This window comes from Streptomyces geranii (assembly GCF_002954775.1).
GTDB classification, from domain to species: Bacteria; Actinomycetota; Actinomycetes; order Streptomycetales; family Streptomycetaceae; genus Streptomyces; species Streptomyces geranii.
In genome coordinates this window covers 13,011-32,065 of record NZ_PJME01000042.1, presented here as the reverse complement: position 1 = coordinate 32,065, position 19,055 = coordinate 13,011, and the positions used below count along the sequence as shown (strand labels likewise).

At 71.5% G+C, this 19,055-nt stretch carries 17 protein-coding genes; 5 read left to right on the top strand and 12 right to left on the bottom strand.

The window, feature by feature from the left end; translation table 11 throughout:
• Positions 1-113 precede the first annotated feature (113 nt).
• The 4 genes from fxsA to CW359_RS34390 form a co-directional block, all read right to left on the bottom strand.
• Complete coding sequence (gene fxsA, locus CW359_RS34405; protein ID WP_105974138.1) at positions 114-665, bottom strand: FxsA family membrane protein; 552 nt, start codon at positions 663-665, stop codon at positions 114-116.
• A 119-nt stretch (positions 666-784) separates the two neighbouring features.
• Positions 785-1,582, bottom strand: a complete 798-nt coding sequence (locus CW359_RS34400; RefSeq protein WP_105974137.1) for a polyprenol monophosphomannose synthase — start codon at positions 1,580-1,582, stop codon at positions 785-787.
• 536 nt (positions 1,583-2,118) lie between these two features.
• Positions 2,119-3,726 carry an amidohydrolase gene (locus tag CW359_RS34395; protein WP_105974136.1) on the bottom strand — a complete coding sequence of 536 codons (1,608 nt, stop codon included), beginning with the start codon at positions 3,724-3,726 and terminating at the stop codon, positions 2,119-2,121.
• An 870-nt stretch (positions 3,727-4,596) separates the two neighbouring features.
• Positions 4,597-5,037: an Lrp/AsnC family transcriptional regulator gene (locus CW359_RS34390; RefSeq protein WP_053740313.1), complete on the bottom strand. Its 441-nt coding sequence runs from the start codon at positions 5,035-5,037 to the stop codon at positions 4,597-4,599.
• Between the two features lie 267 nt (positions 5,038-5,304).
• Here CW359_RS34390 and CW359_RS34385 point away from each other — a divergent pair, with 267 nt between their 5' ends.
• Both CW359_RS34385 and CW359_RS46830 read left to right on the top strand, forming a co-directional pair.
• Complete coding sequence (locus tag CW359_RS34385; RefSeq protein WP_105974135.1) at positions 5,305-5,745, top strand: hypothetical protein; 441 nt, start codon at positions 5,305-5,307, stop codon at positions 5,743-5,745.
• 177 nt (positions 5,746-5,922) lie between these two features.
• Positions 5,923-6,210 (top strand): hypothetical protein, encoded by a 288-nt coding sequence (locus CW359_RS46830; RefSeq protein ID WP_232838734.1) that lies wholly within the window; start codon positions 5,923-5,925, stop codon positions 6,208-6,210.
• On the opposite strand, the gene CW359_RS34375 is transcribed toward CW359_RS46830, so the two are convergent.
• On the bottom strand, positions 6,173-7,345 hold the full coding sequence (locus tag CW359_RS34375; protein ID WP_105974134.1) for an acyl-CoA dehydrogenase family protein: 1,173 nt from the start codon (positions 7,343-7,345) through the stop codon (positions 6,173-6,175). The two genes, CW359_RS46830 and CW359_RS34375, sit on opposite strands and share 38 nt — an antisense overlap.
• Positions 7,346-7,666: 321 nt before the next feature.
• Between CW359_RS34375 and CW359_RS34370 the strand changes: the two genes are divergently transcribed.
• Positions 7,667-8,935 carry a glycoside hydrolase family 18 protein gene (locus CW359_RS34370; protein ID WP_105974133.1) on the top strand — a complete coding sequence of 423 codons (1,269 nt, stop codon included), beginning with the start codon at positions 7,667-7,669 and terminating at the stop codon, positions 8,933-8,935.
• 88 nt (positions 8,936-9,023) lie between these two features.
• On the opposite strand, the gene CW359_RS34365 is transcribed toward CW359_RS34370, so the two are convergent.
• From CW359_RS34365 to CW359_RS34355, 3 genes are all read right to left on the bottom strand, one after another.
• Positions 9,024-9,683 carry a TetR/AcrR family transcriptional regulator gene (locus tag CW359_RS34365; protein ID WP_105974132.1) on the bottom strand — a complete coding sequence of 220 codons (660 nt, stop codon included), beginning with the start codon at positions 9,681-9,683 and terminating at the stop codon, positions 9,024-9,026.
• 119 nt (positions 9,684-9,802) lie between these two features.
• Positions 9,803-9,946 carry an SCO1431 family membrane protein gene (locus CW359_RS34360; protein WP_105974131.1) on the bottom strand — a complete coding sequence of 48 codons (144 nt, stop codon included), beginning with the start codon at positions 9,944-9,946 and terminating at the stop codon, positions 9,803-9,805.
• 152 nt (positions 9,947-10,098) lie between these two features.
• Positions 10,099-11,463, bottom strand: coding sequence for a peptidase C39 family protein (locus CW359_RS34355; RefSeq protein WP_105974130.1), 1,365 nt, complete (start codon positions 11,461-11,463; stop codon positions 10,099-10,101).
• A 193-nt stretch (positions 11,464-11,656) separates the two neighbouring features.
• Between CW359_RS34355 and CW359_RS34350 the strand changes: the two genes are divergently transcribed.
• Positions 11,657-12,310: a uridine kinase family protein gene (locus tag CW359_RS34350; RefSeq protein ID WP_105974129.1), complete on the top strand. Its 654-nt coding sequence runs from the start codon at positions 11,657-11,659 to the stop codon at positions 12,308-12,310.
• 431 nt (positions 12,311-12,741) lie between these two features.
• Entirely contained in the window at positions 12,742-14,607 is a 1,866-nt protein-coding gene (locus CW359_RS34345; RefSeq protein WP_105974128.1) for an AAA family ATPase, read from the top strand.
• Between the two features lie 377 nt (positions 14,608-14,984).
• On the opposite strand, the gene CW359_RS34340 is transcribed toward CW359_RS34345, so the two are convergent.
• The 4 genes from CW359_RS34340 to hisG all read right to left on the bottom strand — a co-directional run bounded on the left by CW359_RS34340 (position 14,985) and on the right by hisG (position 19,019).
• Positions 14,985-16,079 carry a hemolysin family protein gene (locus CW359_RS34340; RefSeq protein ID WP_105974127.1) on the bottom strand — a complete coding sequence of 365 codons (1,095 nt, stop codon included), beginning with the start codon at positions 16,077-16,079 and terminating at the stop codon, positions 14,985-14,987.
• Positions 16,076-17,422: a hemolysin family protein gene (locus CW359_RS34335; protein WP_105974126.1), complete on the bottom strand. Its 1,347-nt coding sequence runs from the start codon at positions 17,420-17,422 to the stop codon at positions 16,076-16,078. The genes CW359_RS34340 and CW359_RS34335 overlap by 4 nt, the downstream gene beginning before the upstream one ends.
• 201 nt (positions 17,423-17,623) lie before the next feature.
• Positions 17,624-18,115 carry a PH domain-containing protein gene (locus tag CW359_RS34330; RefSeq protein ID WP_198655501.1) on the bottom strand — a complete coding sequence of 164 codons (492 nt, stop codon included), beginning with the start codon at positions 18,113-18,115 and terminating at the stop codon, positions 17,624-17,626.
• Between the two features lie 46 nt (positions 18,116-18,161).
• The gene (hisG, locus tag CW359_RS34325) at positions 18,162-19,019 is read right to left on the bottom strand and encodes an ATP phosphoribosyltransferase (RefSeq protein WP_105974125.1); all 858 of its coding nucleotides are present in this window, start codon (positions 19,017-19,019) and stop codon (positions 18,162-18,164) included.
• Positions 19,020-19,055: the final 36 nt, after the last annotated feature.

The following is a 19,055-nucleotide window of genomic DNA, read 5'->3' as shown; positions in this document are numbered from 1 at the left end:
ACGGTGCCTGCGGTTTTGCGTTTTTCGGGCGGTGAGTTCTGTGCCTTTCGGGCGGCGAGTGGGTGTTGGGGTGTCCGGGGCCGCAGCCCCGGACACCCCAACCGCTCCCCGGGCTAAGAGCCCGTGCCCTCATCCTTGATGACCTCGCCCTGGACCACCTTGCCGTCCGGGCGGTGCATACGGGCCTGCTGGAAGGCGTCGCCCAGGGTGCCCTGGGTCGCCTCACTCAGCTTGCGTTCGAAGATGCGCTCCGCGTAGCGGCTGATCGCCTTCTGGAGCGGAGGGATCAGCAGGAGCAGGCCCACCGCGTCCGAGATCAGGCCGGGGATCATGAGCAGGAGGCCGCCGAGCATCAGCAGGCCGTTGCCCTCGCTGCCGCCGGGCCGGGCCGCGGAGACCGCCGGCGCACCGCCCTGCTGCTGTTGCAGCGTCTCGGTGAGGTTGCGGAAGGCCCGGCGGCCGGCCCGCTTGATCACCACGGAGCCGAGCACGAAACCGGCGACCAGCAGCAGGAAGACGGTGAAACCGCTCGCCGCGCCGGCGACCACGGTCAGCAGCCAGATCTCCAGCACCAGCCAGGCGGCGATGCCCAGCGGCAGGTAGGTGCGCAGCCGGGAGCGCCGCGGCCGGGCGGGGTAGGTGGGGGTCGGTGCGCCAGTCGTCATGCATCCAGTGTGCCTGGGCCGGGCTCAGCACGGGATAAGCGGATGATCAACAGTGCCTGTGAGGTCGTACCGACAGGTCCGGACCGGTCCGGGAAGCCCGCTACGCCTGCTACGGGCCGCTACGGCTGCTTCGGAGTCTTGCCCCGGGCCTTGTTCACCCGCTCCGCCACGCCCCACGTCGTGACCCGCCAGAGCGCCTCGACGAGGATGTCGCGGCTCATCTTGGAGTCGCCGTGCTCGCGCTCCACGAAGGTGATGGGGACCTCGACCACGTGGTAACCGGCCCTGATCGCGCGGCGGGCGAGGTCGACCTGGAAGCAGTAGCCCTGGGAGGCGACCTCTTCGAGGCCGAGGCCCTGGAGGGTCTCCGTGCGGAAGGCGCGGTAGCCGCCCGTGATGTCGCGGAGCGGGAGGTCCAGGGCGATCCGGGAGTAGAGGCTGCCGCCGCGGGAGATGAACTCACGGGACTTGGGCCAGTTGACCACCCGGCCGCCGGGCACCCAGCGGGAGCCGAGGACCAGGTCGGCGCCCTTGAGGGCGGTCAGCAGACGGGGCAGTTCCTCGGGCTGGTGGGAGCCGTCGGCGTCCATCTCGATCAGGACGCCGTAGCCGTTGTCCATGCCCCACTGGAAGCCCGCGAGGTAGGCGGCGCCGAGGCCCTCCTTGCCCTTGCGGTGCAGCACCTGGACCTGGTCGTCGTCGACGGCCAGTTCGTCGGCGAGCTTGCCGGTGCCGTCGGGGCTGTTGTCGTCGGCCACGAGCACGTGGGCGTCGGGGACGGCCTCGCGCACCCGGCCGACGATCTTCTTGATGTTCTCCGCCTCGTTGTAGGTCGGGATGATCACCAAGGCCGTGCCGAGCGGGCCGAACCGCCTCCCCTGGGCTTCTGCCGCGAGGGTCCCGTCGCCGTCGTTCACTGCTGCCCCTTCAAGTCCGTACGCAGAGGTCCACCATAGTGGCCGCAGCCTGCGCCGACGTGTCAGCACATGAGTACGGGGGTGTCTATTCGGAAAGAGCCGGGTAAGGAGTCCGCTTCGTCACCTGTGCGCACTGCGGATCGGGGCCCGGCGCCCTTCGGGCCGACCTGGGACCCGCTGGCTGCGGGTCGACCGAAAGCCGTTGTCTACTGGACGTCCGGGCCCCACCCGGGTCACACCTTGCCGACCCGATGGAACGTTCCGTCGCCGTGGCGCGGACGCTGAGCCTGGCTGCCAGTGACGGTGCGCCGGTGCGGCACACCATCCCTGACCCAGCGGCGCTGCGGCGACTGCGCGGAGGTTCCCCGGTCGGGCGTCCGGTGGTGGACCCGGCCGAACCTACCGGCCACCTGCCGTCGGCTGTCAACAGCCGCGTGGCCTGCGGTTCTTTCCTCAACCCCCAGGTCAGCGCCGAGGATGCGCAGGTCGCGCCCCGGCGTGTCGGCCGGTGATCCGTACCGCGCCACCCCGGGAGATCACTCGCCCGGCCGTACGAACACCGTTCGTCCGCCCACCACCGTGCGCAGGCATACGGGAAGGTCGGCGCCCGGGGTGAGATCGGGCAGGCCCGGGGTGCCGGAGCGGGGGTCGGTGGACCAGCGGGCGACGCGGTCGTCGGGGGCCTGGACCACGAGGGCACCGGTGCGCCAGACGGCGTAGTCCGCGGGGGCGCCCGGGACCAGGACGCCGGCGTCGTCGCGTCCGACGGCCCGCCAGCCGCCCCGGGTGTGGGCGGTGAAGGCGGCACGGACCGAGATGCGGTGCTCGGGGGTGCGGTGGAAGGCGGCGGCGCGGACCGTGCCCCAGGGGTCGAGCGGGGTGACGGGGCTGTCCGAGCCCAGGGCGAGGGGGACACCGGCCTTCAGGAGGGCCGCGAAGGGGTTCAGGGCGCGCGCACGGTCGGTGCCGAGGCGCTGGGCGTACATGCCGTCCTCGCCGCCCCACAGGGCGTCGAAGGCGGGCTGCACGGAGGCGGTGAGGCCCAGTTCGGCGAAGGCGGCGATGGTCTCGGGGGTGAGCATCTCGGCGTGTTCGACGCGGTGCCGGGCGGCGCGGACGCGGGCCAGGCCGACCTTCTCGGCGGCGGCGCGGATGCCGTCGACCACGGAGGTCACGGCGGCGTCCCCGATGGCGTGGAAGCCCGCCTGGAGGCCCGCCTCGGTGCAGGCGACGACGTGGGCGGTGACGGCGGCGGTGTCCAGGTAGGCGGTGCCTGTGTGGCCGTCCTGGTCGGTGTACGGCTCGTGCAGGCAGGCGGTGTGCGAGCCGAGGGCGCCGTCGACGAACAGGTCACCGGCGGCGCCGATCGCGCCGAGGGCGCGGGCCTTCTCGACATCCTGTTCGGCCCAGTAGCCGACAACACGGGGACCGGACTCCTCGGCGGCGAGCCGGAGCAGCCCGGTGAAGTCGTCCTCCGAGGAGATGTCGGGGCCCGCGCATTCGTGTACGGAGCCGATGCCGAGGGAGGCGGCGCGGGCGAGGGCGGCCCGCTGGGCCTCGGTGCGCTGCGCCGGGGTCACGGCGCCCAGGGCGGCGGCCCTGACCCTGTGGTGGGCGTCGCCGGTGAGCGGGGCGTCTGGGCGGCCGGTGTCGCCCTTGACCAGGTCGAGCAGTGCCGTCGTGACGACCGCCGAGTGGACGTCGATCCGGCTGAGGTACAGCGGGCGTCCACCGGTGGCCTCGTCGAGTTCGGCGCGGGTCGGGGGGCGGCCTCCGGGCCAGCGGGCGGCGTCCCAGCCGTGCCCGAGGAGGACGCGGTCGATGGGGCGGGCGGCTGCGAACTCCCGAACGAGGGTGAGGGCCGCGTCGAGGGTGGGGGCGTCGGAGAGGTCGAGTCCGGTGAGGGCGAGCCCGGTGGCGGTGGTGTGCACATGTGCGTCGGTGAACGCCGGGGTGACGAGGGCGCCGTCAAGGTCGATCACCTCGTCCGCCGCACCCGCGAAGGCGTCAGCGGCGCCTTCCGAGCCGACCCAGGCGATACGGCCCCGCTCGACGACCATCGCGGTCGCGAAGGGGTCGGCGGGGCTGTGCACTTCGCCGCCGCGGAGGAGAAGGGTGTCGGGCTGGGCTGGGCGTTCACTCATGGGGAACAGTTTCTCGCGGACGCGTGCCTGTGCTGCACGTGGGGCGTGTTTGGGCGGGGCCCGGCACTGCTGACTGTGCCCACCCGTTCCGCCTTGCGGAACGTTTGTCTACAGCGGGGGCGGGCGGGGCGTGGGGGCTACCTCGGTGCGGCTGCTCGGGGCGCCTGGTCACAGGGGTGAGGGGCGGCGGGGCTGGCGCCGCGCAGCACTCGCGAGGGGGGCGCCGGGCTGCAGCGGAGGCGGGCGGAGCGGCTACCTCAGTGCCGCTGCTCGGGGCGTCTGGCCACAGCGGTGGGGGCGGCGGGGCGTGGTTGTCGCCGCGCAGCGCTCGCGGGGGGTGGCTGCAGCGGGGAGCGGGCCAGTTGCCCGTGGCGGTACACGAAACGTCCGCCCACGGCGAAGCGGGGCAGGGCGGCTGCCCACGGGCGGCGGGCGGAGCGGCTGGCCACAGCGGGCTCGGGGCAAGGCTGTTGCCACGCAGTCCCGCGCGCGGGACGCCCGGTCGCAGCAGGGCGGGGGCGGGCAGCTACCCGTAGCCGCACACGAAACGCCTGGCCACAGCAGGCTCAGGGGCAAGGCGACTACCGCGCAGCACACGCGCAAGACTCCAGGTCGCAGCAGGGCGGGGCTGACAGCTACCCGCTGCCGCACACGAAACACCTGCTCGCGGCAGCCCGGCACCGAGCGGGCCTGCTGCCCATAGCGGTGCGCGGAGCGCCTGACCGCATCAGGCCCGAGGGGGGCCAAAACCGCCGCCGCGCAGCGCTTGCGTCGGGCTCCTGCGGCGGCGTGGCTCGTGGTAGGTGAGACGTTTCGCTCGCGCCGGGCCTCTGCCCACGGCCAGTCGGGGCGGCCCCGTCCGGCCCCGTGTCAGATCTTCGGTGGTCTCGCCTCGTACGGTGTCGACAAAACGACCGTCGTGCGGGTCGAGACGCCTGCCAGGGTGCGGACCCTTGCCAGGAGTTCCTCCAGTTCGTGCGGGGTGGCCACGCGGACCTTGAGGATGTAGTTCTCCTCGCCCGCCACGCTGTGGCACGCCTCCAGTTCCGGGACGTCGCGGAGGCGTTCCGCGATGTCGTCCGGGGCGCTGGGGTCGAAGGGTTTCACCGAGATGAAGGCCGTCATGGGCAGGCCCACGGCCTCCGGGTCGACGACCGCGGCGTAACCGCGGATGACGCCACGCTGTTCCAGCCGGCGCACCCGCTGGTGCACGGCAGACGTGGACAGGCCCGTGGCCTTGCCCAGGTCGGTGTAGCTCATCCGCCCGTCCTTGACGAGCAGCTGCACGATCTGTCGGTCCAGCTCCTCCATGGCGGAGAACCTACAGGGCGGTTGATCTCATCCGATACCTGAGCGGTGCAGGTCATACCCTGTTCGTGATGTGCCTGGGAGTGTCCTGTGAACCGGATGAGGGACAAAAGCATCGCCACCGGCACCTGCGAGCGGCATGTGACGAACGCCACAGGCCTCGAACAGGCTCTGTGATGGTCTCGTGATTACCGCCGAGACCGGGCGGGAAGTGCTTGCTGTGGCCGAGGCCGCAGTGCCTGGTCGGCCCAGCCCGAGGGGGAGTAACCCATGCAGAGTCTTAAGCGCCCTGGTCGCACCGCGTCCAAGAGGCCCCAGTTGGTCATCGAACCCGAGCCGGAGGGCGTCGAACCGGACGCGCTCGACGGCGACGAACTCGACGACTACGACACCTTCGAGATGTTCCGGGTCGTCTGCCCGGACTGCGCGCAGCCAATCGCGCTGCTCGCCGACGAGGAGGTCCTCCCGGAGCACGCGCTGTGCGCCTCGCCGTGGAACCCGTTCGGGCTCACGGTCTGCGCCGGTACGGGCCGAGCGGCGGCCGACGCCCGGCCCGCGGACGACGAGTCCGCGGAGCCCCAGGAGCAGCACACCGCCCTGCTGCTGACGCTCCCGCAGGGACTCGACTGGCGGACCCAGCCCTTCTCGCACGTCGGCGGCCCGGGCTCACGCCCGATGCGGGTCCCCGTGATGCGGCGCGACGCCGCCTGAGCGCCGCCGCTCCCGCCCGGGAGCAGCCGCTCGTCTCTCCTGACTGCCCCTGCACCTTGGCTCGCAGGCCGCCGTGGTGCGGGTTCAGTGCGCGCGCCTCTTCGCGGGGCCCGTCGCGAACGCAGGGCCGAATCCGGGGCGCGGTGACCTGAACGACCGTCACCGCGTTGCCCTGGCATGACGACCTCCACGTATGCGGCGCCGGGACGTCCGCGCCACTCCTACGACTATGACTCCGCCGCGGAAGAATCGGTTCCGCGACGTCGGCCGAACCCGATCGCTCCACCCGTGCCACCCGAGCCGCCCATCTACCGCGCCCTGCTGCGCACTTGGGCCGACCGTGGCCGCACCCTGCCGGGGCGCTACGACCCGGAGTGGGTCCGGCTCGCGGCGCCGCCGATCGGGCTCGGGATCGTGGTCGATCCGTTCAGCGGGTCTCCGGACCCGCGAGGTGACGGGCGATGACCATCCGCTGGATCTGGTTGGTGCCCTCGACGATCTGCAGGACCTTCGCCTCGCGCATGTAGCGCTCCACGGGGAAGTCCGCAGTGTAGCCGTACCCCCCGAGCACCTGGACCGCGTCCGTGGTGACCTTCATCGCCGCGTCGGTGCACAGGAGTTTGGCCATCGCGGCCTGCTTGGCGAACGGCTGGCCCGCGTCCCGCAGCCGTGCCGCCGCGAGGTACAGCGCGCGGCCCGCCTCGATCTGCGTGGCCATGTCCGCGAGCAGGAAGCGCAGCCCCTGGAAGTCGGAGATCGGCCGGCCGAACTGCCTGCGCCCGGTCGCGTAGGCCACCGCCTCGTCAAGTGCCGCCTGGGCCAGGCCGATCGCGCAGGCCGCGATGCCGAGCCGCCCCGAGTCGAGCGCGGACAGTGCGATCGCGAAGCCCTGCCCCTCCTCGCCGATGCGCCGGCCGGCCGCCAGCCGGACCCCGTCGAAGTTGACCTGGGCGGTGGGTGAGCCCTTCATGCCCATCTTCCGTTCCGGCGCCGAGGCGTTGAGCCCGGCCGCGTCACCGGGGGCCAGGAACGCGGTGATGCCGCGCGGGCCGTCCTCGCCGGTGCGCGCCATGACCGTGTAGAAGTCGGCGATGCCGCCGTGCGTGATCCAGGCCTTGGTGCCAGTGAGGACCCAGTCCTCGCCGTCCCGGACGGCCTTCGTGCTGAGCGAGGCGGCGTCGGAGCCGGACGCGGGCTCGGAGAGGCAGTACGCGCCGAGGAGGCCGCCGCCGAGCATCGCGGGCAGGTGTTCGGCCTGCTGCTCCTTGGTGCCGTAGCTCGCCAGGGCATGGCAGGACAGGGTGTGCACGCTGGCGCCGAGTCCGACGGTGAGACGGGCCGCGGCCAGCTCTTCGAGGACCTGGAGGTAGACCTCGTACGGCTGGTCCCCGCCGCCGTGTTCGGCGGAGTACGGGAGGCCGAGCAGCCCCGACTCCGAGAGCAGGGCGAAGACTTCGCGCGGGAAGCGTCCGGCGTCCTCCTCCTCGGCCGCCTTCGGGGCGATCTCGCGCTGGGCGATGTCCCGGACGAGCGAGATCAGGTCCCGGGCCTCGTCCGTGGGCAGTTGACGGTCCACCGGCTGCGGGGCGTGGTCGGGCATGTCGACGCTCTCCTCCCTGTCGGGCGCGACGGCACACGCGCGCCCGAGTAGGGGGCGTCCGCCGGTCTCACTGGTCACGGCCGATGCTGGCCCTTCCGGGTCACGGAAGCGGTCGGCGAACGGCTGTGGAGCTGCGAGTATGCCCGATCGGCGGCACCGCGTCACCGGTTAACGACCGTTTATTCGATCACATTCCGGGGCAGTCGACTTGACCGGAAATTGGTCCGAACCATTGACCGTACTGGTCTAGTCCACCTACTGTGCCCGCAGTTCCGGACATCACCTCCCCCACGCTCCCCTCCCCTCCGAGGAGACAGCTCGATGCACCGACCGCAGCTCCCCCGCACCCGTTTCAAGGCTCTTGTGTCCGCCGCGTGTTGTGCCGTTCTCGGCGCCGGACTGCTGGCCGGCACGGGCGGCACCGCGACCGCCGCGCAGACGGCCCAGCCGGCCTCGAAGACCACCGCGAAACACGTCCCCAAGGCCGCCGGTTCCAAGGTTCTCGGCTACTTCACCGACTGGGGCACGTACGACCGCAAGTACTACGTCAAGAACATCGAGACGTCCGGTTCGGCCGCCCGACTGACCCACATCAACTACGCCTTCGGCAACGTCACCGGCGGCAAGTGCGTGATGGGCGACGCCGAGGCGGCGACCGGCCGGGCGTACACCGCCGCCGAGTCGGTGGACGGGGTCGCCGACACCGCGAACCAGCCGTTGCGCGGCAACTTCAACCAGCTGCGCGAGCTGAAGCGGAAGCACCCGAACCTCAAGGTCCTCTGGTCGTTCGGCGGTTGGACCTGGTCGGGCGGTTTCGGCGAGGCCGCGCGGAACCCGGCCGCGTTCGCCAAGTCCTGCTACGACCTGGTCGAGAACTCCCGGTGGGCCGACGTCTTCGACGGCATCGACATCGACTGGGAGTACCCGAACACCTGCGGTCTGACCTGTGACACCAGCGGCCGGGCGGCCTTCAAGGACGTGATGGCGGCGCTGCGGGCCAAGTTCGGCCCCCGTGACCTGGTCACGGCGGCGATCACGGCCGACGCCACCCCCGGCGGCAAGATCGACGCGGCGGACTACGCGGGCGCTGCCCGGTACGTCGACTGGTACAACCCGATGACGTACGACTTCTTCGGCGCCTGGGCGGCGACGGGACCGACCGCACCGCACTCGGCGCTGAACTCGTACCCCGGTATCCCGGAGGCCTACAACCACACCTCGGCGACCATCGCGAAGCTCAAGGGCCTCGGCATCCCGGCCTCGAAGCTGCTGCTCGGCATCGGCTTCTACGGGCGCGGCTGGACCGGCGTCACGCAGTCGGCGCCCGGCGGCACGGCGACCGGGCCCGCGGCAGGCACGTACGAGGCGGGCTTCGAGGACTACAAGGTGCTGAAGTCCAAGTGCCCCGCGACCGGCACCGTCGGCGGGACGGCGTACGCCAAGTGCGGGAGCGACTGGTGGAGTTACGACACCCCGGCGACCATCCGCACGAAGATGGCGTACAAGGACCAGCAGGGGCTGGGCGGCACCTTCTTCTGGGAACTGAGCGGCGACACCTCTAACGGTGAGCTGATCAGGGCGATCAAGTAGGCGCACCCGGAGGGTGGTCGGGGGCGGGAGCCACGAGCTTCCGCCCCCGCTGCCGTCGGTCCGGCGTCGATCTGCCCTCGCGCTGGCGTCAGTTGTCGCGGCGGGCCGGTTCCGGTGTCACGTAGGCCGGGTCGAGTTCCTCGATGGCGCGCAGGGCGCCGCCCAGCATCTTCACGAGGAGTTCGCGCATGGTGTCGCGGGAGAGCTGGGGGCGGTCGATCCAGTCGAGGGTGGCGCCCTCCACGCTGCACACCCAGCCGAACAGGCCCATGCGGGCCAGCGGGCCGATGTCCTGTCTGCCGTACGCGCCCTCGGCGATGGTCGCGACGATCGCCTCGCGCACGCCGTCCCGGATGGCGTGCACCTCGGCGTCGAAGCCGACGCCGCCGCTGACGATGGTGCGGTAGGCGGCCTGGTTGTGCTCGGCGAAGCGGAGGTAGGCGTCCATGGTGCGGTGCACCCGGTCCACGGGGGCGTGGTCGAGACCGCTGGACGCGAAGGTGACCAGATCGGCGACCGAGTCCTCGACGATGGCCAGGTAGTAGCCGCGCTTCGACTGGAAGTAGTAGTAGATCAGCCCTTTGGCGACCTGTGCCTGGCGGGCGATGTCGTCCATCGACAGTGCGTCGTACGACCGGTCGGCGAACAACTTCCGCCCGATGGCGATGAGTTCGGCGCGACGCGCCAGGGAACGGTCGGTGCCGCGGGCCCGCGGGCGTTCGGCGGCAGGCTGTCTACTACTGTTCAATTCGGGGCCCTGGTCTCCAACTGCGGGCGGGACATCCGAAGTATGGCAGACCGGAGCCAGCTGCACGTTCGACTCCGATCGAGGGCATCGGCACCCGATCCGGGGCGGACCGCACCGGATCAGAGCAGGCCGAGCTGGGCGACGAGCATGGCGAGCACGACCACGAAGGTCCAGCCCATGACGTGCTCGAAGATCTTCGGGCCGTCCTCCTGGGGACCGCCGGTACGGGTGCGGACGGGGGCTGCGGCAGTGCTCGCGGTCATGGCATCTCGCTGAGGTCGGTGTGCGATGGACTCCCCCCACCGTTCTGTCCACCTTGCCATTCATCGGGGGTTTCCCGGCGGAGACCTTGGTCACATCCGGCCGGAAACGGACGGCCCCCGGTCTCCCGGGGGCCGCCGCACGCTCCCGGTGGTCAGCGCACGCCCACCGCCGCGAGCGCGGCCAGCTGGGCGGCGATCGGGCGGGCCGGGAAGTACAGGTAGCAGACGCCGCCGGTGCCGGAGACGACCTTGCCGCTCGCGTTGTACCGCTTGGTCCGCAGCCAGATGTTCTCGAACTCCCGCCGCGCGTAGACCCGGCGCACGGCCTCGTTGCTCGCCGAGAACGGGTCGTTGGCGATCACGTCACCGTCGGCGGTGAAGCCGATCACCGTCATCAGATGGCCGGAGGTGCCGTAACCCGCCCCGGTCAGCTCGGTCTTGAGGAACGACTGGGACGTTATGGCCGGGACACCGGCCGCGATCAGCGTCTCCAGGTCGGTGAGCGAGCCGAGCCGGGTGACCACGCCCTGGAGGTCCGGGTAGGTCGCCGCGTAGGCCGCGTTGAACGGCCAGTTGCCGCAGCCGCCGTACTGGAAGTCGTAGGTGAAGCGGGCCGCGTGGCACACCTGGGGGTCGGCGTAGGCCGGGTCGACCCAGGCGAGTTGCTGCGCGGTGGGCTTCCGGCCCCAGTACTCGATGATCATCTGCGAGGAGGTGGGGCTGCACCAGGCCTCGCCGCCGTTGTCGTACTCGGGGTACTGGCCGGTGTGGATCTCCTGCGAGTAGCGCGGGACCAGCAGCTCCCTGGCGGGGCCGGGCGTCGAGGCGGGCACGGTGAAGCGGTCCGGGACGTCGGAGCCCATCGCGCCGACGCGCCAGACGGTGGGCGTGGCCGTGGTGCCCGGCTTGCGGTAGAGGGTCAGGCGCAGCCGGTACGAGACCAGACGCAGGCCCGTCGCCGGGTCGTCGATCGCGAGGGTGTCCGTCCAGACGGTGCTCTTGCCGTCGGTCTGGTCGTCGACGGAGGTCCGCTTGATGTCCTGGTCGCCGGAGGCCCAGCGGCCGAGCACGTACCAGGGCGTCGTGGTGCCGTCGGAGTACGTGCCGGTCAGCTCGACCTGGAGCCAGGTGCCGGCCGGGGTGCGGGCGTTCCAGGAGGCGATGACCTCGGTGGCGGGCACCGCGAGGCGGTGGGTGAGGGAGGTCCAGGTCGCGTACTCCCAGGCCGCCGTCCTCCCGGTGTGCGGGTCGGTGTAGTCAATCTTGCCTACCGGCGTGCCGATCACGACGCCGGGCCGCGTACCGGCGACGGCACGGGCACCCTTGCGGGTGCCGGTGCACCAGTCCGCGTACGAGGTCCAGGCGCGGTTGTCCACTGTGCGGACGGGGTCGGCCTCGGCGTCGCGGCCGGTCGCGTCCGGGATGTCGGCGGTGGCCGGGCCCGCGCTGCCCGCGACGGCCGCGGCCACCGCCGCGGTGAGCACGGTTCTGCGGGACGGCTGTTCGGCTCTGCTCATGGGCGGGTGACCCCCAGGTGTCCTAGACGGGCACGACAGTGCACGGATTGGGCCCACTATGACCGCCGGTGACCTGCTCCTGCCAGCACCCGAGGCCGTGCCACGCCCAGGAATATTGGTCTCGACCATTGGCGCGATCCGGGGCACCGACGGCAGCGGCACCCGGCCGGTCCCTAGAATGATCCCTGCCAATATGTCCGAATCCGATCGCCCTCCGGGACCCGCCATCCACGACCTCGTACGCACCCTGCGCCGGCTGCCGCCCTCCTGCGGCCCCGTCCGGCTGATCGCCGTCGACGGACACGCGGGGTCCGGGAAGACCACGTTCACCGGGCGGCTGGCCACTGCTCTCGGCGGGGCACCGGTGCTGCACCTCGACGACCTCGCGACCCACGAAGAACTGTTCGAGTGGACGGAACGCCTGCTCAGCCAGGTGACCGAACCCCTGTCGCGCGGCGAGAACGCCTCCTACGCCCCCTACGACTGGGTGTCCCGGCGCTTCGGCCCGCCCCGGACGCTCCCCGCCGCGCCCGTGGTGCTGGTGGAGGGCGTCGGGGCCGGGCGGCACGCGGTGCGGCCGTTCCTGGCGCGGCTGCTGTGGATGGAACTGGCCGAGGAGGAGGCCTGGACGCGCGGGCGGTCGCGGGACGGGGCGGGCCAGAGCGAGTTCTGGGCCGGGTGGGTCGGCGCGGAGCGTCGGCACTTCGCCGCGGACCCCTCGCGTCCGTTCGCCGACCTCCTGGTACGGCAGTGCCGCGAGGGGTACAAGGTGCTGCCGGGGCCTGCCGGGACTGTTGGATCAGACCAGATTCTCACGCACCGTGACGGGCCGTCGGCTGTGTGCTGAACTTGTGAAGACCCTTGCCGCACAACTCGCTTGAGGGCCTCAACTCGGCTTGACCGACTGGCCGTACAGGTCTTACGTTCTCAATGTGCGGCCGTTTCGAAGCCGCCCGCAGTCGCGAAGCCCCCGGTTGTTCCCCCGTGATCGGGGGCTTCGTTCTGCCCGCGCCCCGTTTTCCGGCCGTCACTGGGCGCGATTCGCTCACCCTCGGTGACCGCGCCGAGTGCGCCCCATCTGCTCCCACCTCGTAAAACGTCCCGTGCGGCACCCTGCTGCGGGCACCTTCGGCGCAGGTACGATGCCCTCGGTGCGACTCGGACGGCTGCTCTGCGCACCGTTGCAACTCCCGTCCGCGGCACAGCGGTTCGACCAAGCTGCCGACGGGCACCGGCCTGTCGGAGAGGCAATCGGGGGCACGGTTTGTGGGGGACGTGATGGACTTCGGCACGCAGGGCCCCGAGGCCCCGGCCGACCTCGCCTGGCTGCGAGGTGTGGACGCCTACACGATGGGCGCCTATCCGCAGGCGGAGGAGGAGTTCCGCACCGCGGTGCGGATCGATCCCGGGATGGCCGACGGCTGGCTCGGACTGCACGCGCTGCGCGTCGACACGACGACCGCGCTGCTACGGATGTTCCGGCACCGGGAGCGCTTCGGGGAGCAGCGCTCGCGTCACCGCCGGACCCTCAACTCCTGGTACTGGCTGGGCTGGTGGGTGCAGCCGGTGCTCGAAAGCCCGCGCGACCTGCTGCTCGCGCACGCCTCGCACTGGCTGGACGGCCGCCATGTGCCCGAGCTGGACCGGGCGTTGGCGGGGCTGCCGCCGGTGGACACCGACCCGCAGGTCCGCTTCCTGCACGCGTGCCGCGCGTATCTCGTCAAGGACTGGGAGCAACTGGTCCGGCACACCGACCCGTTGATCAACGACGCCATGCTGGGCATCGAGGCGGGCCTGTTCGGCGGCATGGCCCGGGTACGCCTGGAGATGTACGGCCAGGCGGAGCCCTTGCTGTCGGCGGCGCTGATGCGCTGTCGCAGCGAGCAGCCGCAGCGCAAGGAGCTGCGGTACTGGCTGGCGCGGGCCCACGAGGGCACCGGCCGCTCGGCGGCGGCACTCCCCCTCTACCGGGCGGTGCACCGCGTCGACCCCGCGTTCATGGACACCTCGGCGCGGCTCGCGGCGATCTCCGAGGGCGACGGGTACGACGAGGCGGCCGACCTCGCGGCGATCACGCTCACCGGCCTCGGGCAGGAGCTGCTGGAGAGCCCGGACGGCATCGACCCCCTGTTCGGCGGCGAGGGCCGCGACCTGAAGCTGTCGGAACCCGAACTCCCGCCGCCCGGAGCGCCGTTGCCGTCGGCGACGGACTCGGTGCGGGAGAAGGCGGGGCTGCCGGTACAGCCGCTGCCGACCGGCCCGACCGACCCGGCGCTGCTGGAGGAAGCTCTGGCGGAGCTGGAGCGGATGGTGGGCCTGGAGCCGGTGAAGCGCCAAGTGAAGGCGCTCTCGGCCCAGTTGAACATGGCGCGACTGCGGGCGGGGCAGGGGCTGCCGGTCCAGCCGCCGAAGCGGCACTTCGTCTTCTCGGGCCCGTCGGGCACCGGCAAGACGACGGTGGCACGCATCCTGGGCCGGGTGTTCTACGCGCTCGGGCTGCTCGGCGGCGACCACCTGGTGGAGGCGCAGCGGGCGGACCTGGTGGGCGAGTATCTCGGCCAGACGGCGGTGAAGGCGAACGAGCTGATCGACTCCGCGATCGGGGGCGTGTTGTTCGTCGACGAGGCGTATTCGCTGTCCAACTCCGGTTACGGCAAGGGGGATGCGTACGGGGACGAGGCGTTGCAGGTGCTGCTGAAGCGGGCGGAGGACAACCGGGACCACCTGGTGGTGATCCTGGCGGGCTACCCGGAGGGCATGGACCGCCTGCTGGCCGCGAACCCGGGACTGTCGTCCCGCTTCACCACCCGCGTCGACTTCCCCTCGTACCGGCCGCTCGAACTGACCTCCATCGGGGAGGTGTTGGCGGCGGAGAACGGGGATGTGTGGGACGAGGAGGCGCTGGACGAGCTGCGCTCGATCGCCGGGCATGTGGTGGAGCAGGGGTGGATCGACGAGCTGGGGAACGGGCGGTTCCTGCGGACGCTGTACGAGAAGAGCTGTGCGTATCGGGATCTGCGGCTGTCGGTGTATCCGGGGATGCTGACGAGGGATGACTTGTCGACGTTGCGTCTGCCGGATCTGATGCAGGCGTACGGGGAGGTTCTGTCGGGGCGGGGGCCTCAGGATCCGTCGGCGATGTGAGCGACGGGGGGCGGGGGCGAGGAGGCGGGGGTCGCTGGTCGGGTGCGGGCCCGGTGGGGCTGGTCGCGCAGTTCCCCGCGCCCCTGAAAAGCCCGGCTGACCCTCGTCGCCTGGGTGCGGGGCGGTGGGGGCTGAGCGCGCAGTTCCTCGCGCCCCTCAAAAGCCCGGCTGACCCTCGTCACTTGGGTGCGGGCCTGTGGGAGCTGGTCGCGCAGTTCCTCGCGCCCCTGAACTGCGGCAGCTGCAACGGGCCTAAGGGGCGCGGGGAACTGCGCGGCCAGCCCCCACCGGGCCCGCAGCCAAACGACGACCTGATTTTCAGGGGCGCGGGGAACTGCGCGAAAACCCCCACCGGGCCCGCGCCCAAACACGAACCCCTAGCCGGCCAGCACCCCCTCCTGCGACTCAGCCCGAGGCTCCGTCACCTTCCGTACCGCCGCCGGAGGCTGTTGTTGGCGGTGTGCCGGGTCCCGTACCTCGCCCACCAACAGCTCCAGCACGTCCTCCATCGCCACCAGCCCGATCACCCGCCCCGCGGAATCCACCACCTGCGCCAGATGCGTCGCCGCCCGGCGCATCACCGTCAGCGCGTCGTCCAGCGGGAGTTCGGACCGCAGCGTCGTCATCGAGCGCCATACGTGCTGCGGCACCGCCCGTTCCGAGTCCTCCAGGTCGAGGACGTCCTTCACGTGCAGATAGCCCATGAAGGCGCCGTTCTCCGCCACCACCGGGAAGCGGGAGTAGCCCGTGCGGGCGGTCAGGGCGACCACCTGGCCCGGGGTGACCGACGGGCCCACCGTCACCAGGGACTCGCGGTCGAGGAGGACGTCCGTGACCGGGCGGGAGCCCAGTTCCAGGGCGTCCTCCAGGCGCTCCTGCTCGCCGGGGTCGAGCAACCCCGCCTGGCCCGCGTCCTCCACCAGGCGGTTGAGCTGTTCGCTGGTGAAGACCGCCTCGACCTCGTCCTTCGGTTCGACTCGGAAGAGTTTCAGGACCAGGCGGGCGCAGGCGCCCAGGCCGACCGTGACCGGGCGGCACAGGCGGGCGAAGGCCACCAGCCCCGGGCTCAGCCACAGCGCGGTCTTCTCGGGTGCCGCCATCGCCAGGTTCTTCGGGAGCATCTCCCCGATGACCAGGTGGAGGAAGACCACCACCGCGAGCGCGATCACGTAGCCCAGCGGGTGGATCATGCCCTCGGGGAGGTGGGCCGCCTCGAAGAGCGGTTCCAGCAGGTGGGCCACCGTCGGTTCGGCCACCGCGCCCAGGGTCAGCGAGCAGACGGTGATGCCGAACTGGGCCGCCGCCATCATCTGCGGCAGCCGCTCCAGGCCGTACAGGACCTGGCGGGCCCGTGCCGTGCCGAGCGGTTCGATCTGGCTGCGGCGGACCGACACCAGGGCGAACTCGGCACCGACGAAGAAGCCGTTAGCGAGGACCAGGAGCAGGGCGAAGAGGAGTTGGAGCACGCTCATCGGGCCGCCTCCACCGCGAGGTCGGCCAGCTGCTTGCCGCCCTCTGTCCTGATCAGGCGTACCCGCTCGGCGCGGTAGTGGCCGACCTGGCGGACCGACAGGCGCCAGCCCGGCAGTTCGGCCCGGTCGCCGGGGACCGGGATGCGGCCCAGCAGGTCGGCGACGAGGCCGGCGACCGTCTCGTACGGGCCCTCCGGCACGTCGAGGCCTATGCGCTGGAGGATGTCGACCCGGCAGCTGCCGTCGGCGTCCCAGGCGGGGCGGCCGTCGTCGGCCGGGGCCGCCGCGAGTTCGGGGACGTCTTGGCCGTCGTGCTCGTCGCGGACCTCGCCGACGAGTTCCTCGACGATGTCCTCCAGGGTGACCACACCCGCCGTACCGCCGTACTCGTCGACGACGACGGCGATGGGCTGCTGGCTGCGCAGCAGTTCGAGCAGCGGCTGCACGGGGAGTGTCTCCGGGACGAGGAGCGGGGACTGGGCGATCCGGCCGACGGGGGTGCGCAGCCGGTCCGCCGCGGGCACCGCGAGGGCGTCCTTGAGGTGGACCATGCCGACGATCTCGTCGATCCGCTCCCGGTAGACGGGGAAGCGGGACAGGCCGGTGGCCCGGGTGAGGTTGACGACGTCCTCGGCGGTGGCCGAGGACTGCAGTGAGCTGACCCGCACGCGCGGGGTCATGACGTGCTGCGCGGTCAGGTCGCCGAGGGACAGGGTCCGTACGAAGAGGTCCGCGGTGTCCTGTTCCAGCGTGCCGGCCTGGGCCGAGTGCCGGGCCAGGGAGACCAGTTCGCCGGGGGTGCGGGCCGAGGCCAGTTCCGCCGTGGGCTCGACGCCGAAGGCGCGGACCAGGCGGTTGGCGACCGAGTTGAGCCCGGCGATGACCGGGCGGAAGAGTCGGGAGAAGGCGTACTGCGGGCCGGCCACGAAGCGGGCGACCTGCATCGGCTTGGACACCGCCCAGTTCTTGGGCACGAGTTCGCCGATCACCATCTGCACGGCCGAGGCCAGCAGCATGCCGACGATCACCGAGACGCTCGGAACGGCCCCTTCGGGCAGGCCGATCGCGGTGAACGGGCCGTGCAGCAGCTCCGCGAGCGCCGGTTCGGCGAGCATGCCGACGACGAGGGAGGTGATGGTGATGCCGAGCTGGGTGCCGGAGAGCTGGAAGGACAGCTCCTTGAGGGAGGCGACGACCGTACGGGCCCGTCGGTCGCCCTCGGCGGCGGCCTTCTCGGCGTCCGGCCGCTCGACCGTGACGAGGCCGAACTCGGCCGCCACGAAGAAGCCGTTGGCCAGGATCAGCAGGAATGCCGCGCCAAGGAGCAGCAAGGGGGTGGTCATGATGCCGCCGCCTCGATATGTCGGGAGGGGGCGGCGCAGGTACTACAGGACGATCCGTCCATCGCTGGAGGGAGTCACTCCTCGGGTAGCAGGGGGCCTCTGAAGACCGGGGGGAACATCAGTGGCGGAGGCGCGTGAAAACGCCTCCGCCAACAGATTAATCAAGACATGGGTCTGTGCGGCAGGGTGGACGGCCCTGAGTCAGCCCTGATCTTGCTCGGGGTCACCCGGAGACCGCGCCTCGGTGAGCGCCCGCAGGGTGCGCGCGTCCTCGATGGCACGCTGCCTGGAGATGCCGGGCTGGATGCCGAGCACGGGCAGACTCGTACCGTCGCTGAGGTCGAGGAAGACCCAGGGGTCGCCCGACCGGAGGTTCACCCGGAGGATCTCCGCCCAGTCCAGCCGCCTCTTGTTGGTGATGTTGACGACCGTGACCCCGGCCTCGTCGGCGACCACCTTCGGCCGGGACAGGAGCAGGAGTACGGAGGACAGCAGCGCGGCGGTGAAGACGAAACTGACGCGCTCGCCGGGGCTGAGGGTCTCCAGGAGCAGCGAGATCGTCGTGATGACGACGAACATCGCGGCGCTCGCCGAGACCAGCACGGCCCTCGTGCGGCCCGGCCGGAAAGTGACGGGCAGCGCGGGGAGGTCGGGCAGGGCGGGCGGAACGGGTGCGGTGGGCGGATCCTGCATCGGCGTACGGTCCCTGTCGCTCACGGTGTCGGTCGCTTCCCGTGTCTCAGAGGCGGCAGGCGTGGATGGCCGTGGTCAGGATGGCCCGGGCGCCGATGTCGTACAGGTCGTCCATGATCCGCTGGGCCTCCTTGGACGGGACCATCGCGCGGACGGCGACCCAGCCCTCGTTGTGCAGCGGGGAGACGGTCGGGGACTCCAGACCGGGCGTCAGGGCGACCGCGTTCTCCAGCTGCTCGACGCGGCAGTCGTAGTCCATCATCACGTACGTCCGGGCGACCAGGACGCCCTGGAGGCGGCGCAGGAACTGCTGGACCTTCGTCTCGGCGGTCTCCTCGGCCTCCGCGCCGACCCGGCGGATGACGATCGCCTCGGACTTCATGATGGGCTCGCCGAACACCTCAAGGCCCGCGTTGCGCAGCGAGGTGCCGGTCTCGACGACGTCCGCGATGACCCCGGCGACGCCGAGTTCGATGGCGGTCTCGACGGCGCCGTCGAGGTGGACGACGGAGGCGTCGACGCCGTGGTCGGCGAGGTGCTTGGCGACGATCCCCTCGTACGAGGTGGCCACGGTCAGACCGGCCAGGTCCTCGATGCCCTTCGCGGTGCCGGGCTTGCCGGCGAAGCGGAAGGTGGAGCGGGCGAAGCCGAGCGGGAGGATCTCCTCCGCGTTGGCCCCGGAGTCGATGAGCAGGTCGCGGCCGGTGATGCCGATGTCGAGGCGGCCGGAGGAGACGTAGATCGCGATGTCGCGGGGGCGGAGGTAGAAGAACTCGACCTCGTTCTCCGGGTCGACGATGCGCAGTTCCTTGGACTCGCGGCGCTGCTGGTAGCCGGCCTCATGCAGCATGTCCGCCGCAGGTCCTGACAGGGAACCCTTGTTGGGGACGGCGATGCGCAGCATGAGGCGAGCTTCCTTCGTTTCGTACGGATCGGTGTG

Excerpts from the sequence above, each read along its gene's own strand:
- fxsA (WP_105974138.1), bottom strand. The coding sequence starts at position 665 with ATGACGACTGGCGCACCGACCCCCACCTACCCCGCCCGGCCGCGGCGC.
- CW359_RS34395 (WP_105974136.1), bottom strand. The coding sequence starts at position 3,726 with ATGAGTGAACGCCCAGCCCAGCCCGACACCCTTCTCCTCCGCGGCGGC.
- CW359_RS34390 (WP_053740313.1), bottom strand. The coding sequence starts at position 5,037 with ATGGAGGAGCTGGACCGACAGATCGTGCAGCTGCTCGTCAAGGACGGG.
- CW359_RS34385 (WP_105974135.1), top strand. The coding sequence starts at position 5,305 with ATGCAGAGTCTTAAGCGCCCTGGTCGCACCGCGTCCAAGAGGCCCCAG.
- CW359_RS46830 (WP_232838734.1), top strand. The coding sequence starts at position 5,923 with ATGACGACCTCCACGTATGCGGCGCCGGGACGTCCGCGCCACTCCTAC.
- CW359_RS34375 (WP_105974134.1), bottom strand. The coding sequence starts at position 7,345 with ATGCCCGACCACGCCCCGCAGCCGGTGGACCGTCAACTGCCCACGGAC.
- CW359_RS34370 (WP_105974133.1), top strand. The coding sequence starts at position 7,667 with ATGCACCGACCGCAGCTCCCCCGCACCCGTTTCAAGGCTCTTGTGTCC.
- CW359_RS34360 (WP_105974131.1), bottom strand. The coding sequence starts at position 9,946 with ATGACCGCGAGCACTGCCGCAGCCCCCGTCCGCACCCGTACCGGCGGT.
- CW359_RS34355 (WP_105974130.1), bottom strand. The coding sequence starts at position 11,463 with ATGAGCAGAGCCGAACAGCCGTCCCGCAGAACCGTGCTCACCGCGGCG.
- CW359_RS34350 (WP_105974129.1), top strand. The coding sequence starts at position 11,657 with ATGTCCGAATCCGATCGCCCTCCGGGACCCGCCATCCACGACCTCGTA.
- CW359_RS34345 (WP_105974128.1), top strand. The coding sequence starts at position 12,742 with ATGGACTTCGGCACGCAGGGCCCCGAGGCCCCGGCCGACCTCGCCTGG.
- CW359_RS34340 (WP_105974127.1), bottom strand. The coding sequence starts at position 16,079 with ATGAGCGTGCTCCAACTCCTCTTCGCCCTGCTCCTGGTCCTCGCTAAC.
- CW359_RS34335 (WP_105974126.1), bottom strand. The coding sequence starts at position 17,422 with ATGACCACCCCCTTGCTGCTCCTTGGCGCGGCATTCCTGCTGATCCTG.
- CW359_RS34330 (WP_198655501.1), bottom strand. The coding sequence starts at position 18,115 with ATGCAGGATCCGCCCACCGCACCCGTTCCGCCCGCCCTGCCCGACCTC.
- hisG (WP_105974125.1), bottom strand. The coding sequence starts at position 19,019 with ATGCTGCGCATCGCCGTCCCCAACAAGGGTTCCCTGTCAGGACCTGCG.